A 14,670-nucleotide genomic window follows, 5' to 3' on the forward strand; every position below is an offset into this window, starting at 1 on the left:
CGCTATGGAGCGGCCGCCCCTCAGTGTCCTCATCAATAATTACAACTATGCTCGCTTCGTTGGGCGGGCGATAGACAGCGTGTTGAGCCAGGACGCGCGCAACGTCGAGATAATCGTCGTCGATGACGGCTCTACCGACCAGTCGCGGTCTGTTCTGGAAGCGTATGACAGCCGAATAAAGGTTATCTTTCAGGAGAACGCAGGACAGGCGGCGGCGATCAATGCCGCGGTGAGATCAAGCACGGGCGAGATCCTCTGTTTTCTGGATGCTGACGACTGGTGGGCGCCGAGCAAGCTGTCGGAGACGGCTGCAGCGTTCCGCGCAAACCCGCAAGCATCGCTCGTCTATCACCGGCTGCAGCCAACGCTTGTCGATGGCACGCCGACTTCCAAGCCGATCCCTCGAACCCTGTGTTCGGGCGCTTTGCCGCCGCTGCTCACCAGATCGGCTGGTTGGTGGCCTTTTCCGATGACGTCAGCCGTCGCGGTACGGCGTAGCGCATGGAATGCTGCCGGCAGCATTCCCGAACAATTCCGCATATCGGCCGACGCCTGGCTCGTGGGGATCTATCCGTTTCTGGGGGACGTGATTGCCATGCCGGATCCGCTTGGATTCTACCGAATCCATAATAACAACTGGTATCGCTCGACCGAGGATGCCACCACGCTACGGCGGCGGATGACGCACTGGCGGCATACCGTTGAGGTAACGAACCTGTTTCTCTCAGCCCATGAACTGCCGGCAAGACTGCATCTGGCGGATCACTATCCCTATCGCGTTGCGTCGGCGAAGCTACAGGGAGCCGATGCTCTCAACCGGTTCAAGCTTGCGGTCGAAGGCCTCTTTTTTGCCGGCGAACCGAACCTGCTCAGGCGGACGCGCGACAGTTTGCGCTCGGCACGCGGCCTGTCACGGATCGGTCTTGATGTAGGCTTGTCGGAGGCAACGAAATGAAGGCGCTGTTATTGGTTTCCGAACTGGAAGATTATACCATCTCCTTCGCCAGCGGCGTTGCCCAGCACCTGGACGTTGTGCTTGCCGTGCCGCGCCGGCGCTATGCACATCTCGCCTCTTCTTTCGATCCGGCTGTTGATCTGCACCTTCTCGACTGGCCAAGACACCGTTCTCTCTCCAATCCCTGGTTTCTGTACCAGCTCACGCGCCTGATCCGCAGGGAACAGCCGAACCTTATTCATCTCCTTAGCAACTCTACGCTTTGGCTGAACCTCGCCGTGCCGTTCTGGCGACCGATCCCGCTTGTGACGACCATCCATGACGTGGAAATCCATCCCGGCGATATGGAGACGCGTAAGCTGCCCGGCTGGGCTCCCGAACTGATGGTGAGGCAATCCGGGCATCTTGTCGTCCACGGCGAGGGACTGAAGCAGCTGGTTCTCGATCGATACGCGAAATCCGCCGATCACGTCCATGTCCTGTCGCATCCCTCCATCCTTCGCTATGCGGAACTCGCCCGGCGACAGAAGATGACGCCGCGCGAAGCCGATGGAACTGTACGCGTGCTGCTGTTCGGGCGGATTTTTGCCTACAAGGGCCTGGAACATCTTGTCCGAGCCGAAGCGATGCTCAAGGACGCGCTTCCCGACCTGCGCATCACAGTCGCAGGCCGCGGCGACGACCCGCGGATATTCCAGCCGCTTATGGGGGATGCCGGCCGCTACGATATCCGCAATCGTTTCATTGAGGATGCGGAGGTCGCCCAACTGTTCCTCGACACAGACATCGTCGTGCTTCCCTATACGGAAGCATCCCAAAGCGGTGTGCTCAACCTTGCAGCCGCATTTGGCAAACCGGTCATCGTTACGGATGTCGGCGAGTTGGGTGGCACTGTTCAGCCCAACGGGTTGGGAATGGTGGTCCCTCCCGGAGATGCCAAAGAGCTCGCGGCAGCGATCAGGACATTGGCAGATAACGCCGAGCTTAGAAACAAGTTCGGCGCCAATGCGCTTCAATGGGCCAAAGGACCGAATTCGCCGGAACGGGTCGGCGGCCAGGCCGCGGCCGTTTATCGGGAGGTGGTCGGGTCATGCTGATGGAGGCCCTCACGGACAGAAGTCGGCTGGCGGCACGGGGCACAGCCAGCGTCCGCCACTATGTTCCAGGCGGCTGCGAAAACGGCGGCGGCATTGGCAGGCTGGTCGGCTATATAACAGAGACGGCGAAAGAGACCGGCATCAAACATTTCGTCACCGATACGAGAGGGGCGCGATGGTCCAAATTGACGTCGCCGGCACGCCTGTTCGGCGCCATCCTGACGATGGCGAAGGACCGGATCGTTGCACCCGACCGCATTCACCATATCCATATCGCCGGCCGCGGCAGCACGTCGCGAAAACTGATCCTGACGGAGGCTGCCCGATTATTCGGGTGTTGCCACATGTTGCATCTGCACGACTACGACTATGCCGGCGACTTTGCGCAACGCTCGCCGCGCCAACAACGGCTCATCCGTCGGATGTTTCAGAATGCCGATTGCGTTGTGGCGCTGGGCCGGCGCGATCGCATGACGCTGACGACCCTTCTGGGCGTTGACGAGCGCCGCACGGTCATTGCCCATAATTGCGTCCCCGATCCCGGGGCGCACGATATTCGCGCCGGCCAGACACCGTTGATCGTATTCCTTGGCCGGTTGAGCGAACGCAAGGGCGTCACGGAGCTTCTGCTGGCCCTCAGCCACCCCGTGATGAAAGACCTTAAGTGGCGAGCTGTATTGGCAGGCGACGGGCCCGTCGAGGATTATCGCCGTCAGGCTGACGCCATGTCGCTTTCCAATTTGGTAGAGATGCCCGGCTGGCTCGACGCCGCTGAGGCGCGAGCCCTGTGTGCGCGTGCAGATATCCTGGTTTTGCCTTCGCATGCCGAAGGTCTGGCAATGGCCGTGCTCGAAGGGTTGTCTCACGGGCTGGCGGTCGTGACCACGTGTGTCGGAGCGCATGACGAAGTCATTACCGACGGTGAAACCGGGATCTTCGTCCCCGTCGGAGATCCGAATGCCTTGGCTGCAGCCTTGGCGAAACTGGTGACCGATCCGGAAACCTGCATCCGCCTCTCCGTCCAGGGGCGCACGCATTACCTCAACCATTTCAGCATGAAGGCCTATATGCGGTCGCTCGAGAAACTATACGAAACCGTTTCCGCGAAACCTCAAGCAATGGTTGGCGCACGATGACGATTTCCACTCTTCCGCCGGACCGCAATCTTCCGATCTCGCCGATGCGCTATGACCCACGCTTTCAGGTAGAGACCAAGGCGGACAGCTTCGACCTGGCATCGATTTACCGTCTCGTCCGCCGAAGAATGATCATGATCATCACGATAACCATGCTGCTCATGGCGCCGGCGGCGATTATGATCTTCGGGCTGAAGCCCACCTATCAGGGCTGGGCCCGGTTGATTGTCCACCAGCCCCTCGCATCATCACTTGATGCGGAAGATACCAGCCACAGTGATCTACTTGACGCGAAATCGGAAACTGAGCGGCTTCTATCCAGAGGCATCGCAGAGCGAGTTGTCCGCGAACTGCAGCTTAACGTGCGCGAGGAATTCAATCCCGCGCTGCGGGAGGTCTCGTTCATCGAAAGGATCCGGACGAAGCTGCGCGGCCTGTTCGACACGAAAAAGCCCACCTCGCTTTCACGGGACAACATCAACGCCATCATCCCGGAATATTTTAGGGCGCTCGGCGTGTGGCATGAAGATAAGAGTGACGTTATCCAGATCAGCTTCAATTCGACTGATCCTGAACTCGCAGCCGCGGTTCCGAATCGGGTGATCAGCGTTTACCTCGATGAGCGGAAGGACAGTGTCCGTGGTCGCCTGGATACGGCGGAAGAGTGGATACGACAGCGCATCACGGAACAGCAGGTTCGCGCTGACACGTCTCGAGACGCTGCCCGCGACTATCAAGAATCGATGGACGTCGTCTCGAAAGAGGACGCTCAAGAGGAACGGATCAAGTCATTTCTGGAACTCACTGGTCGAGAAGGAAAAATCGAAGAAAGCCGGGTTGAGGTAGAGGCGGTGATCTCAACGCTGGAAACAGCCGATAACGCTTCGGTCGCTGCGCAGAATATCGTCGTCCCCGACAGCATTGCCGTAAAGCAACGCGATCTTCGCGGACAGGAACAGGATCTCGCCCGTCTTCTCGAGACATATGACGGCAATGCCGAGGCAGTGGTGGAGCTACGTGGAGAAATCCAAGAATCCCGTGCCGATCTCGAACTTGCGACCAAACAATATCTCCAGACAATGCGCACCAAGCTCGTCGCACTCGATCATGAAGCTGAAGCAGTACAGTCCAGGTTGGTTGTTGCGAATGAAAAACGCATACGCGATGCGCTGGTGCAGACGGAATTGTTACGACTGCAGAAAATCGCCGAAAAGGAACAAACGGCACTCGACAAGCTTGAGAACCAGCGCCGTGACCTCGCCGCGAAGGCCATGCTGCCTGGGGCGGAGTTGGAGGTTTTAACACCGGCTACAGTGCCGCTCGCATCAACGGGACGTGGACGGCTCTCCTATCTGGTGGGCGCCCTCGTGGCTGCGATCTCTGCCGCCGTAACGGCTGCTTTCGTGATCGAAATGTGGGACCGGACGGTCCGGAGTTTCGACCAAATAGCTGGAATGGCGCGCACCTTACCGGCTGGACTTATCCCGCGTCTGGCGCGGAGCGAAAATTCGCAGACGATGTTCGCACATGTGCCGGTCCCGATGTTTGACGAAGCAATCCGTACCGTGGTGCTTTCACTCAAGCAGTCCAATGGCGGCAAATTGCCGAACAGTATTGTCGTTACCTCGGCTCATAGCGGAGATGGCAAGTCGCTTGTCGCGCGATCGCTGGCCATGGAACTTGCCGCTGCCGCGATTCCGGTCCTGCTGGTCGATGGCGACCTTCGACGGGGAAAACTCGATGCGTTTTTCAGGTCGGGGGTCATGTGCGGACTGAACGAATTCCTGAACGGTCAGGCCGATTTCCGCGACATCGTCTACCACCATCCAAGCGGCATCGATTTCATTCCATCTGGAAAATTCAGTCTCCAGCGGCGGGTCCGTCCGAACGGCCTGGCAGAAATCATCGAGATGGCGGTCGCGGCCGGCCAGATTGTCATCTTCGACAGCGCGCCTGTACTCGCCTCGGCAGATACCGTGCATTTGACCTCCCTGGCGGAAAGAACACTGGCAATCGTTAGATGGGGAAAGACGAGCCGACGCGCGGTCGAGTTCAGCCTGCAGCAAATGAAAAGCTCGCGAAATTCGGAAATCATCGTCGCGATCAACAACGTAAACCCCGAAAAGCACGCATTGTATAACTTCAGCGACTCGGAATTGTTTTCGAAATCCCTGATGAAATACTACAAATTCAAAGCATGAATACATCACATGCAGTGTTCAAACGCTCAATTTGCTTCTGGACTGGTATCGAGTTGGAGAAACCATGGATACGGGAATGAGAGAGAACCGCAAAGTTGCGCTGATTACGGGCATAACAGGTCAGGACGGCGCGTATCTGGCCGAATTGCTGCTGGAGAAAGGCTATATCGTTCACGGCCTGAAGCGCCGCTCATCATCCTTCAACACCAGTCGCATCGAGCATCTCTACGAGGATCCCCATATCGAGAATCCGCGCTTTATCCTGCATTTCGGGGACATGACCGATTCAACGAATCTTATCCGTGTCGTTCAGGAAACGCAGCCGGACGAGATTTACAATCTCGCCGCACAGAGCCACGTTCAAGTCTCTTTCGAGACGCCGGAATACACAGCGAACGCGGATGGAACCGGGACCCTTCGGCTCCTTGAAGCAATTCGCCTGCTGGGGCTGACCAAGAAAACCCGCTTCTATCAGGCGTCCACCTCCGAGCTCTACGGCAAAGTCCAGGAGGTCCCGCAGAGCGAAACGACGCCTTTCTACCCTCGATCACCTTACGCGGCCGCCAAGCTCTACGCCTATTGGATTGTGGTCAATTATCGCGAGGCCTATGGCATGCACGCCTCGAATGGCATCTTGTTCAATCATGAAAGCCCGATCCGCGGCGAAACATTCGTGACCCGCAAGATCACCCGGGCGGCGGCGGCGATCCATCTTGGCCTGCAGGAAAGGCTCTATCTCGGCAATCTGGATGCCAAGCGCGATTGGGGACATGCACGAGAATATGTCCGCGGCATGTGGTTGATGCTGCAACAGGACGAACCGGAGGACTATGTCCTTGCAACCGGCGAAACGCACTCGGTTCGTTCCTTTGTCGACAAGGCTTTTGCCAAGGTGGGCATGCAAATTGACTGGCGTGGAACCGGCGTTGAGGAAAAGGGATACGACAAGACATCCGGTCGGTGTCTGGTGGAGATTGATCCCGCTTATTTCCGTCCAACGGAAGTAGATCTTTTGATCGGCGACCCGACGAAGGCGCACACGAAGCTTGGCTGGAAACATGAAACCAGTCTCGATCAGCTGGTTGCGGAGATGGTTCGCGAGGACCTGAAAGTCATGGCACGAAATGTTTCGTCGGCAGGTGTAACCAAGGGTTTTGCCTATGCCTGAGGTTATCTACAGCCTTGCTGGAAAAAGGGTCTATGTCGCGGGCCACCGCGGCATGGTGGGCTCTGCGATCGTGCGGCGTCTTGCTTCGGAGGGCTGCGAGATTTTGACGGCGACCCGTGCCGAGGTCGACCTCAGACGGCAGGAGGAGGTGGAAGCCTGGATGAGCAAGAATCGTCCCGACGCTGTCTTCCTGGCTGCTGCAAGGGTCGGCGGCATTCTTGCAAACGCGACCTATCCGGCCGATTTCCTTTACGACAACCTGATTCTCCAAGCCAACGTCATCCACGCAGCCCATAGAGCTGACGTCGGAAAACTGATGTTTCTGGGCTCGTCCTGCATCTATCCGAAATTCGCCGACCAGCCGATCGTCGAGGATTCACTTCTCACTGGATCGCTTGAGCCGACGAACGAATGGTATGCGATCGCCAAAATCGCCGGACTGAAGCTCTGCCAAGCCTATCGCAAACAGCATGGGAGAGATTTCATCTCGGCCATGCCTACCAATCTTTACGGTCCAGAGGACAATTTCGACCTCGGATCCAGCCATGTGATGCCGGCGCTCATACGCAAGGCGCATGAGGCCAAGATCAATGGGCAGCAAGAGATATGCATCTGGGGTACCGGCACACCGCGGCGCGAATTCCTGCATGTTGACGATTGCGCCGACGCCTGCGTCCATCTCATGAAGACCTATTCCGCCGATAGTCATGTGAACGTCGGTTCCGGTGAAGACATTACCATCCTCGAATTGGCGCATCTCGTCTCCAAGGTCGTTGGCTTCAAAGGCAAGATCAAACGCGACATCACCAAGCCAGACGGCACGCCGCGTAAACTCTTGAGCGTCGACAAGCTTCGCTCGCTCGGCTGGTCTACGAAGATAGGTCTGAAGGAGGGCATCGAAGACGCCTATCGCTCCTTCCTGGATGGCCATTATCTCGAACGCAGCAGCAACGAATTTATGGCCGGGGACGTGGTGGGTCGAAGCGACATCGGTTTGGAGAGAGCCGAGACTTCGGCACTGCACGCTTAGGCGCTTGCTATGGTTGCTCACCCGCGCAAAGCGAATTAGCGCGAGGAATAAAAAGCTTTGTCCGGGGGGACGCATATGCTGGGATGGAGCGGATAATGCAACCAGTAGAAATCAGGATTGCAGCGCTCATTTTCTTAATAGTCGTGTGGGCGGTGATTATCGGTGCAGCGATGGATTTTTTCGCGGTCGACATACCGATGTCGCTTGTCGCACTATTGCACAGATAGTCCACGTCGGATGGGGGCGAAATTACCTTCAACTGAACTGTCGGACGACCATCCCCGCGGTAAAGTTGGCAGGCGCGTTCGTACCCGCATGCGAGCCGCCACCCTTCCAGAAGCAGCCAAAGGCCGTCGTTCAATCACCGGCCATCCTGGGGTGAATTGAACAAAACTCGTATCGACGCCTTACTGCCTTGAAGCTTGCTAAAGGCCAGCACCATGGACGTCAGGCAGACAATCGACGCGGTCGAACAGTGGCTCAGAACGTTCGTGCTGAGCGAATGGACGTTTTACCAATTCGGGATCATCGCCGTCGGTTACCTCGTAGCGTCTTTCCTGGCATCGCGCACCGAGCCTGCATTGGAATCGAAAGCGAGGCGTATCAAAGGTAATCCCGACCTGTTGCGCGTCATAATCGCTTTCATGCGCCGCTTGAAGTGGCTCTTTCTGGCCATATGGCTATGGCTCGCAAACGTTGCTCTCACTCAAACGACCTGGCCGTCGCGACGGTGGCTGGTCTCGACCGCCCTGACGCTGACGGCGGCGTGGTTCATCATCTCCGTCCTGACCAAGATCATCCGCAATCCCACATTGTCGCGTCTCGTCGCAATCTTCAGCTGGAGCTACGTCGCGTTGTACGCACTTCGGCTTGACGTTCCCGTGCTCTCCGCGCTTGACGGGCTGGCTGTCAATCTCGGGGCTGTGCGCCTTTCGCTGCTTCTTGTGCTCAAAGCCGTCGTCCTGGCCGTCACGCTCATCTGGGTCGCGGTTCTCGTCGGCAATGTCCTTTCCCATTGGGTGCAGAGGTCGGGCGACCTTTCGCCATCGATCAAGGTTCTCATCAGCAAATTCATAAAAATCGGCTTGATCATCATCGCCGGCGCAATCGCCTTATCAGCCACCGGCATCGACCTCACCGCACTGACCGTTTTTTCCGGCGCCGTTGGCGTAGGCATAGGCTTCGGCCTTCAGAAGGTCGTATCGAACTTCATCTCCGGCATCATCATCCTCCTCGACAAATCCATCAAGCCGGGCGACACGATCACGCTCGGCGATACCTTCGGATCGATCCGCGATCTGCGCTCGCGGTTCGTCTCGGTCATCACGCGTGACGGCAAAGAATACCTCATCCCCAACGAGGACTTCATCTCCCAACAGGTCGTCAACTGGTCGTTCTCCAGCGACTATGTCAGGATCGACGTCGACTTCGGCACGGCTTATGACAGCGATCCGCATGAGGTTGTCAGCATCGCAATCGCAACTGCCTCAACGGTGGACCGCGTCGCCAACCACTACAAAGCGCCGGTATGCTGGCTCACCTGCTTTGGTGCTTCGTCGCTGGACTTTCGGCTCCGCTTCTGGATCTCCGATCCCGCAAATGGCCTGACGAATGTCAGGGGCCAGGTGCTGATGGCGCTTTGGGACGCGTTCAAGCAAGCCGGCATCTCCATCCCGTTCCCGCATCGGGAAATCATCATGAAGACGCCTGTCGAGATCAGGCAGACGCGCGAGGACTAGCCAGCTTAGGAAAACCGTTTCGACGGACATCTATCGCCAGGGCGGTACGGCGACCTTCGATCCGAAGACGTCGAAACGCAAGCAGCACGCATCTGCTCGGGTCATGAGGCAAGGTAAGCCGAAGAGTTGTCTTACGCGAAGCGGATCGCCGTTCTCGCCCGCGCCTTTGCGGCAACTTCCTCTCGATCACGCGGAGGTTGGGAGGTCTCAAGCGAACTCAGCAGCTCGTGAGCGCATTTGGCGATCGACGTAACCGCCTGCTCGAACGCCGCCTCATTGCGTTTCGCCGGCTTGGTGGTTCCGCTCAACTTCCGCACGAACTGAAGCGCGGCGTCATGGATCTCATCGTCCGTCGCTGGGGGATCGAAATTGAACAGTGGTTTGATATTTCGGCACATGACCTGCTCCCGTTCTTCTCCTCTCTTCCACCGAGAGGAGGGATGATTTCACATAAAAGTAGTCGCGTGAGCGTGATTTACCAACGCACCGTGTGGCCGCGACTGCTCATTTGATGCCTCCAGGTTCGCATATGCCTGTCGAACTTTGCTCTTCACACTAAGTTCCCCACATGGACCGAGCAACGCATCGAAATGACGGGGCTCTCCCGTTGTTTTTCATCGTCTGTCCGGCCGAGAAGCTTGCCCAAGGCACAACCGGCGACAGTGGAGCCGATCCATGGATATGACGCAAAGCCGAAATCGGATGGTGGAGCACCAGCTGACGCGACGTGGCATAGGCGATCGCAGCGTCATCGAGGCGATGCGCACGGTGCCCCGCGAAAAATTCGTCGCTCCAGGCTCCGAGGATTTTGCCTATGAGGATGCGCCGCTGTCGATCGGCGAGGGCCAGACGATTTCGCAGCCGTTCATTGTGGCTCTTATGCTCGAAAAGGCCGGTCTGAAAGCCGGCGACAAGGTGCTCGAGGTCGGGACGGGCTCGGGTTACGCTTCAGCCCTGATGAGCCGGATCGCAAGGCAGGTCTATTCCATCGAGCGCCATGAAAGGCTGGCGCTTCAGGCCAGGGACCGGTTCGAGACGCTTGGATACCGCAATATTGAGGTCCGTGTGGGTGACGGCAGCAAGGGCTGGCCGGACGCCGCCCCATTCGACGCCATTGTCGTTTCTGCGGCAGCACCCGAGGTGCCGTCCGCCTTGAAGGAGCAGTTGAACCTCGGAGGGCGGCTCATCATCCCGGTCGGCCGCGGTCAAGAGCAGCGCCTGAAACGCGTCACGCGCACCGAGCCCGCCGCCCTCGAGGAAGACGATCTCGGCGGGGTGGTCTTCGTTCCCCTGATCGGTGAAGACGCCTGGACTGCGGCACATCCGATGTACACGGCGACGGCGTCATCGCCGGGAACTTTTGCGGCCGGCCCAGGTTCTCAGCCAGGAGCACAGGGAGAGGGCATGGAAACAACAAACAAGTTGCCGGCGCTGCCTGAAGGCGTGCTCGATCATACCGAATTCCAGCAACGGTTCTGGGCCGTTCAACGTCTTTCCTGGATCATGTTCACGCTTCTTCTGGCGACCTGCTTGCTGGGTCTACTTGGAAGAGGCGGCCCGTTTTCGCGGCAAACATTGATGTTGTCAGATGGGTCCGTGGACTTTCCCGTCATCTCCCGGTGGAATGCTCCCGAGGATATGACGGTGAATTTCTTAGCCTCATCCGAAGACAGGGTCTTCACGATCGATGCCGCCTTTCTTCAAACCTTCTCGGTTCAAAGCATCGACCCGCCCCAGAAGGCGACCTTCGCGCGGGAGGGCCGGATAGGTTACGTGTTCCCCGCCGATCCGGCAGAGCCGACACAGATCGTGTTCCGTCTGCAAACACAACAACCCGGCGCTCGCCGCGCCATCATCGGCCTGGGCGAAGAGGTCCGGACCCAATCCACTTTCATCTTTCCATGAGGGCGGCACGGTGGATGCAGTATTCCGCGGACTGGCAATTTACTTCACGCTGCTGGTGATCATCCGCTTGTCGGGAAGACGGACGTTGGCCCAGATGACGCCGTTCGACCTGGTCATCGTGCTGGTTATCTCCGAAACGACGCAGCAGGCGATGCTGGGCGACGACTTCTCGATCACCAACGCCGTTATCTTGATCCTGACGCTGTTTACCACAGACATCGGCCTCTCCTATGTGAAGAGGTGGTGGCCGCGCGCAGCTCATATCATCGATGGGGTTCCGACCGTCCTGGTGACGGATGGCGTCTACGACGAACGCGCGCTCAAAGGAGCCCGCCTGCAGAAGGAAGATGTCATGCAGGCGGCTCGAAGCCAGGAGGGCATCGAGACCGTGACGGAGATAAAATTTGCCATCCTCGAAGTGAGCGGCAACATCAGCATCATCAAGAAACAGAAATCCGGCTGACAAGAAGAGGAAATCTCGGCCTGTCCTAGATGTCTCTCCACTATCAGTACCTTGATTGTCATTCACCACTCGCTTGATCCATCCCAATCGTCCCGAACAACTTGAGCGAAGCTTGCTCTGCGGCGTTATATCAAGCTATCTTTTTGGGGCCTTTGGTTTATGTTATGTTCATGGACATCATCGACAGAAACAACGTAATCGTCAGCGGCACGGGCGACGAAGTAATGGTCTTCGCGCACGGGTTTGGCTGCGACAGCAACATGTGGCGGTTCGTGGCTCCGGCCTTCGAGGACAAATACCGCGTCGTCCTGTTCGACAATGTCGGTGCCGGCAAGTCCGACCTGAAGGCCTATTCCTTCGAAAAGTACGCCACCCTCGATGGCTATGCGGACGACGTGGTGGAGATCATCGATGCCCTCTCGTTAAAGAAGGTCGTCTTCGTCGGCCATTCGGTCAGTGCCATGGTCGGACTGATCGCGGCCAGGAAGCGTCCCGATCTCTTCCAGTCGCTGGTCATGGTCGGCCCCTCCCCGTGCTATATCGACAGCGACGGCTATGTCGGCGGCTTTTCGCAGGGTCAGATCGAGGAGCTGATGGAGTTCCTGGATTCCAACCACTTGGGATGGTCCGGAGCGATGGCGCCGGCCATCATGGGCAATCCGGACAGGCCCGCGCTCGCCGAGGAGCTGGCGGAGAGCTTCTGCAGGACGGATCCGGAGATCGCACGGCATTTTGCCCGGACGACCTTCCTGTCAGACTGCAGGAATCTCCTGCGGGGCTTCGACATCCCGACACTGATCCTTCAATGTTCGAGCGACGTGATTGCCCCTGTCGAGGTCGGCGAGTACGTGCACAGGCAGCTTGCAAACAGCAGCCTGGTGATCATGAAAGCAACCGGACACTGCCCCAATTTGAGCGCACCCAAAGAGACAATCTCCGCCATCGAAAACTTCCTCGGCAAGGCCGGATAAGATGGATCAAGCCGCGCCGAAAAACCTTCAGGACGACTTCGAGAACCTCTTCGAAAATACAATGGCGGGCAATCTCGTCGTCTCGCCGGGCGGCGTCGTCCTTCGGGCGAACAGTCGGCTTGCCAGCTGGCTCGGCCACTCGGCGCAGGATTTAGCAGGCAAACGCCTGTCCGACCTGCTGACCGTCGGCGGCAGTATCTATCTCGAGACCCACCTCGCGCCCATGCTCAGGATGCAGGGCGAGTTCGAAGAAATCATGCTCGAGATGCGACACTCCGATGGAGGCAAGATTCCGGTTCTGATGAATGGCTTCGAGCAGCGCGATGCCGCAGGGCAACCCCTGTTCCTCAGGCTGACCATCATCCGGGCATCGAACCGGCTGACCTACGAGCAGAACCTGCGAAAGGCGGGCAAACAGGCACGCGAAGCCCTAGCAACGGTGGAGGGGACGCTTCTCGACGAGCGGGAGACGGCGGCGCTTCGCGAGCAGTTCATCGCCGTCCTCGGTCACGACCTCAGAAACCCGCTCGCCGCGATCGACGGCGGCATGCGCGCGATCGCCAGATCACCCCTCAATGAGCAGCAGGAAAGAATCGTGTCGCTCGTGGCGGCGACAGTCAAAAGAATGAGCGGTCTCATTGACGACATCATGGATTTTGCCCGCGGGCGACTTGGCGGCGGGATTCCGGTAAGGCTGAGCGAGACCGATTTGTCCGCTGTCCTGCTTCAGGTCGTCAACGAGATTTCCGGAGCTCGTCCCGGCAGAAGGATCGAAGCGGACGTCGAACTCCCACTGCCGATCATGTGCGACGGTCCGAAGCTCGCACAGCTGACGTCGAACCTCCTTGCCAACGCCGTCGCACACGGATCCCCGGACGGCCCGATAACAATCACCGCCCGTTCCACGGCGGCGGGGTTCGAGCTCTCGGTCGCTAACACCGGAGAACCGATACAGGCCGATGCCGTTGAGCGGTTATTCCTGCCATTCACCAGGGTCGCGGATGGCGGCAAGCAAGGGCTCGGGCTTGGCCTCTATATCGCCAGTGAAATTGCCAAGGCGCATGGCGGTCGGCTGTGGGTGGTATCCGATGAGACGCGAACGGTGTTCACCCTCGAAATTCCAGTCTGAGCTTCAAGTCGGAAGCGGGAAAGCATCGTCGGTATCGTACTCCGATCCGACCACGATATGGGAGTGCGGCTGAGTAGCGCTTCGCTCTCCGGGACGCCCTCAGAAGGACAGGTCGAGCGCCCTGCCCTCGAACAGACGGTCGCGGGAGCCTTCGAGATGCGCCTTCATCAGCCTCTGCGCGTCGTCGGCCCGCCCATCGGCGATCGCCTTGTAGATGGCGTTATGCTCTTCATAGACCTGTTCCAGCCCCTGGCGGGGACCAAGCAGAGAAAGGCCGTGGAGATGCATGCCGACGGCGATATGCGCCTTCAGCGCATCGATCGAGGCCGTGTAGTAATGATTGTTGGCTGCCTCCGTCACCGCGCGGTGGAAGATGAAATCGGCATCGGTGCGGTGGAGTTGATGGCTGGTCGCCTCGCGCAGATCGGCAAGGGCGCTGGCGATCTTCTGGATCGCCTGCTCATTGCGGCGCTTGGCGGCGAAATAGGCGGCGGCCGGCTCGATGGTCAGGCGGAATTCGTAGCAGCGCTGAATGTCGGCGATGGTCTTGACCGGCGAATAGGCGAGCTGCGTCGTCGGCGAGCCATGGGCACTGACGAAGGTGCCGGCGCCCTGCCGGGCATAGACCATGCCCTGATCGCGCAGGCGGGCCAGCGCATCGCGCACGATCGGGCGGGAAACACCGAGCATCGAGGCAAGTTCATGTTCGCCGGGCAGGCGTGAATCCGGCGGATAGTTTCCGCCGCGGATACGCTCGAGCAACTGGTCGAAGACGCGGTCGACCAGCTTGACGGCCTTGCCGCGTTCGGGCTTGCCCGGCGGGCCGGCTTCCGCGTTCAAAGATTCGCCATTCGCTTCAGTCACGTCATTCTCCCC

The 14,670-nt window shown here is 58.6% G+C and carries 13 protein-coding genes; 11 read left to right on the top strand and 2 right to left on the bottom strand.

Annotated features, from left to right (window positions below):
* The first annotated feature begins 4 nt into the window (after nucleotides 1-4).
* The 7 genes from FHX14_RS25075 to FHX14_RS25105 all read left to right on the top strand — a co-directional run bounded on the left by FHX14_RS25075 (nucleotide 5) and on the right by FHX14_RS25105 (nucleotide 9,326).
* On the top strand, nucleotides 5-955 hold the full coding sequence (locus FHX14_RS25075) for a glycosyltransferase (protein ID WP_184379412.1): 951 nt from the start codon (nucleotides 5-7) through the stop codon (nucleotides 953-955).
* The gene (locus FHX14_RS25080; RefSeq protein ID WP_184379414.1) at nucleotides 952-2,052 is read left to right on the top strand and encodes a glycosyltransferase family 4 protein; all 1,101 of its coding nucleotides are present in this window, start codon (nucleotides 952-954) and stop codon (nucleotides 2,050-2,052) included. The genes FHX14_RS25075 and FHX14_RS25080 overlap by 4 nt, the downstream gene beginning before the upstream one ends.
* Entirely contained in the window at nucleotides 2,046-3,188 is a 1,143-nt protein-coding gene (locus tag FHX14_RS25085; protein ID WP_184379416.1) for a glycosyltransferase family 4 protein, read from the top strand. Before FHX14_RS25080 ends, FHX14_RS25085 begins: the two co-directional genes overlap by 7 nt.
* Entirely contained in the window at nucleotides 3,185-5,389 is a 2,205-nt protein-coding gene (locus FHX14_RS25090) for a polysaccharide biosynthesis tyrosine autokinase (protein WP_184379418.1), read from the top strand. The genes FHX14_RS25085 and FHX14_RS25090 overlap by 4 nt, the downstream gene beginning before the upstream one ends.
* 64 nt (nucleotides 5,390-5,453) lie before the next feature.
* Nucleotides 5,454-6,557: a GDP-mannose 4,6-dehydratase gene (gmd, locus tag FHX14_RS25095; RefSeq protein WP_184379420.1), complete on the top strand. Its 1,104-nt coding sequence runs from the start codon at nucleotides 5,454-5,456 to the stop codon at nucleotides 6,555-6,557.
* The gene (locus FHX14_RS25100) at nucleotides 6,550-7,587 is read left to right on the top strand and encodes a GDP-L-fucose synthase (RefSeq protein ID WP_184379422.1); all 1,038 of its coding nucleotides are present in this window, start codon (nucleotides 6,550-6,552) and stop codon (nucleotides 7,585-7,587) included. Before gmd ends, FHX14_RS25100 begins: the two co-directional genes overlap by 8 nt.
* Nucleotides 7,588-8,027: 440 nt before the next feature.
* Nucleotides 8,028-9,326 carry a mechanosensitive ion channel domain-containing protein gene (locus FHX14_RS25105; RefSeq protein WP_184379424.1) on the top strand — a complete coding sequence of 433 codons (1,299 nt, stop codon included), beginning with the start codon at nucleotides 8,028-8,030 and terminating at the stop codon, nucleotides 9,324-9,326.
* 131 nt (nucleotides 9,327-9,457) lie between these two features.
* On the opposite strand, the gene FHX14_RS25110 is transcribed toward FHX14_RS25105, so the two are convergent.
* Nucleotides 9,458-9,724, bottom strand: coding sequence for a DUF2277 domain-containing protein (locus FHX14_RS25110; protein ID WP_184379426.1), 267 nt, complete (start codon nucleotides 9,722-9,724; stop codon nucleotides 9,458-9,460).
* 277 nt (nucleotides 9,725-10,001) lie between these two features.
* On the opposite strand from FHX14_RS25110, the gene FHX14_RS25115 reads away from it, so the two are divergent.
* The 4 genes from FHX14_RS25115 (at nucleotide 10,002) to FHX14_RS25130 (ending at nucleotide 13,794) form a co-directional block, all read left to right on the top strand.
* Nucleotides 10,002-11,231, top strand: coding sequence for a protein-L-isoaspartate(D-aspartate) O-methyltransferase (locus FHX14_RS25115; protein ID WP_184379428.1), 1,230 nt, complete (start codon nucleotides 10,002-10,004; stop codon nucleotides 11,229-11,231).
* A 10-nt stretch (nucleotides 11,232-11,241) separates the two neighbouring features.
* Entirely contained in the window at nucleotides 11,242-11,694 is a 453-nt protein-coding gene (locus FHX14_RS25120) for a YetF domain-containing protein (protein WP_012560059.1), read from the top strand.
* A gap of 170 nt (nucleotides 11,695-11,864) precedes the next feature.
* Entirely contained in the window at nucleotides 11,865-12,665 is an 801-nt protein-coding gene (locus tag FHX14_RS25125; protein WP_281414178.1) for an alpha/beta hydrolase, read from the top strand.
* A gap of 1 nt (nucleotide 12,666) precedes the next feature.
* Nucleotides 12,667-13,794: a PAS domain-containing sensor histidine kinase gene (locus FHX14_RS25130; RefSeq protein WP_184379430.1), complete on the top strand. Its 1,128-nt coding sequence runs from the start codon at nucleotides 12,667-12,669 to the stop codon at nucleotides 13,792-13,794.
* Between the two features lie 99 nt (nucleotides 13,795-13,893).
* Here FHX14_RS25130 and FHX14_RS25135 read toward each other — a convergent pair whose 3' ends face one another.
* Complete coding sequence (locus tag FHX14_RS25135; protein ID WP_183916921.1) at nucleotides 13,894-14,658, bottom strand: FadR/GntR family transcriptional regulator; 765 nt, start codon at nucleotides 14,656-14,658, stop codon at nucleotides 13,894-13,896.
* Nucleotides 14,659-14,670: the final 12 nt, after the last annotated feature.

This window comes from Rhizobium sp. BK619, from assembly GCF_014195245.1.
Classification (GTDB): Bacteria; Pseudomonadota; Alphaproteobacteria; order Rhizobiales; family Rhizobiaceae; genus Rhizobium; species Rhizobium acidisoli.

Coding starts and splice junctions, on each gene's coding strand:
- FHX14_RS25075 (WP_184379412.1), top strand. CDS start 5: ATGGAGCGGCCGCCCCTCAGTGTCCTCATCAATAATTACAACTATGCT.
- FHX14_RS25080 (WP_184379414.1), top strand. CDS start 952: ATGAAGGCGCTGTTATTGGTTTCCGAACTGGAAGATTATACCATCTCC.
- FHX14_RS25085 (WP_184379416.1), top strand. CDS start 2,046: ATGCTGATGGAGGCCCTCACGGACAGAAGTCGGCTGGCGGCACGGGGC.
- FHX14_RS25090 (WP_184379418.1), top strand. CDS start 3,185: ATGACGATTTCCACTCTTCCGCCGGACCGCAATCTTCCGATCTCGCCG.
- gmd (WP_184379420.1), top strand. CDS start 5,454: ATGGATACGGGAATGAGAGAGAACCGCAAAGTTGCGCTGATTACGGGC.
- FHX14_RS25100 (WP_184379422.1), top strand. CDS start 6,550: ATGCCTGAGGTTATCTACAGCCTTGCTGGAAAAAGGGTCTATGTCGCG.
- FHX14_RS25105 (WP_184379424.1), top strand. CDS start 8,028: ATGGACGTCAGGCAGACAATCGACGCGGTCGAACAGTGGCTCAGAACG.
- FHX14_RS25110 (WP_184379426.1), bottom strand. CDS start 9,724: ATGTGCCGAAATATCAAACCACTGTTCAATTTCGATCCCCCAGCGACG.
- FHX14_RS25115 (WP_184379428.1), top strand. CDS start 10,002: ATGGATATGACGCAAAGCCGAAATCGGATGGTGGAGCACCAGCTGACG.
- FHX14_RS25125 (WP_281414178.1), top strand. CDS start 11,865: ATGGACATCATCGACAGAAACAACGTAATCGTCAGCGGCACGGGCGAC.
- FHX14_RS25130 (WP_184379430.1), top strand. CDS start 12,667: ATGGATCAAGCCGCGCCGAAAAACCTTCAGGACGACTTCGAGAACCTC.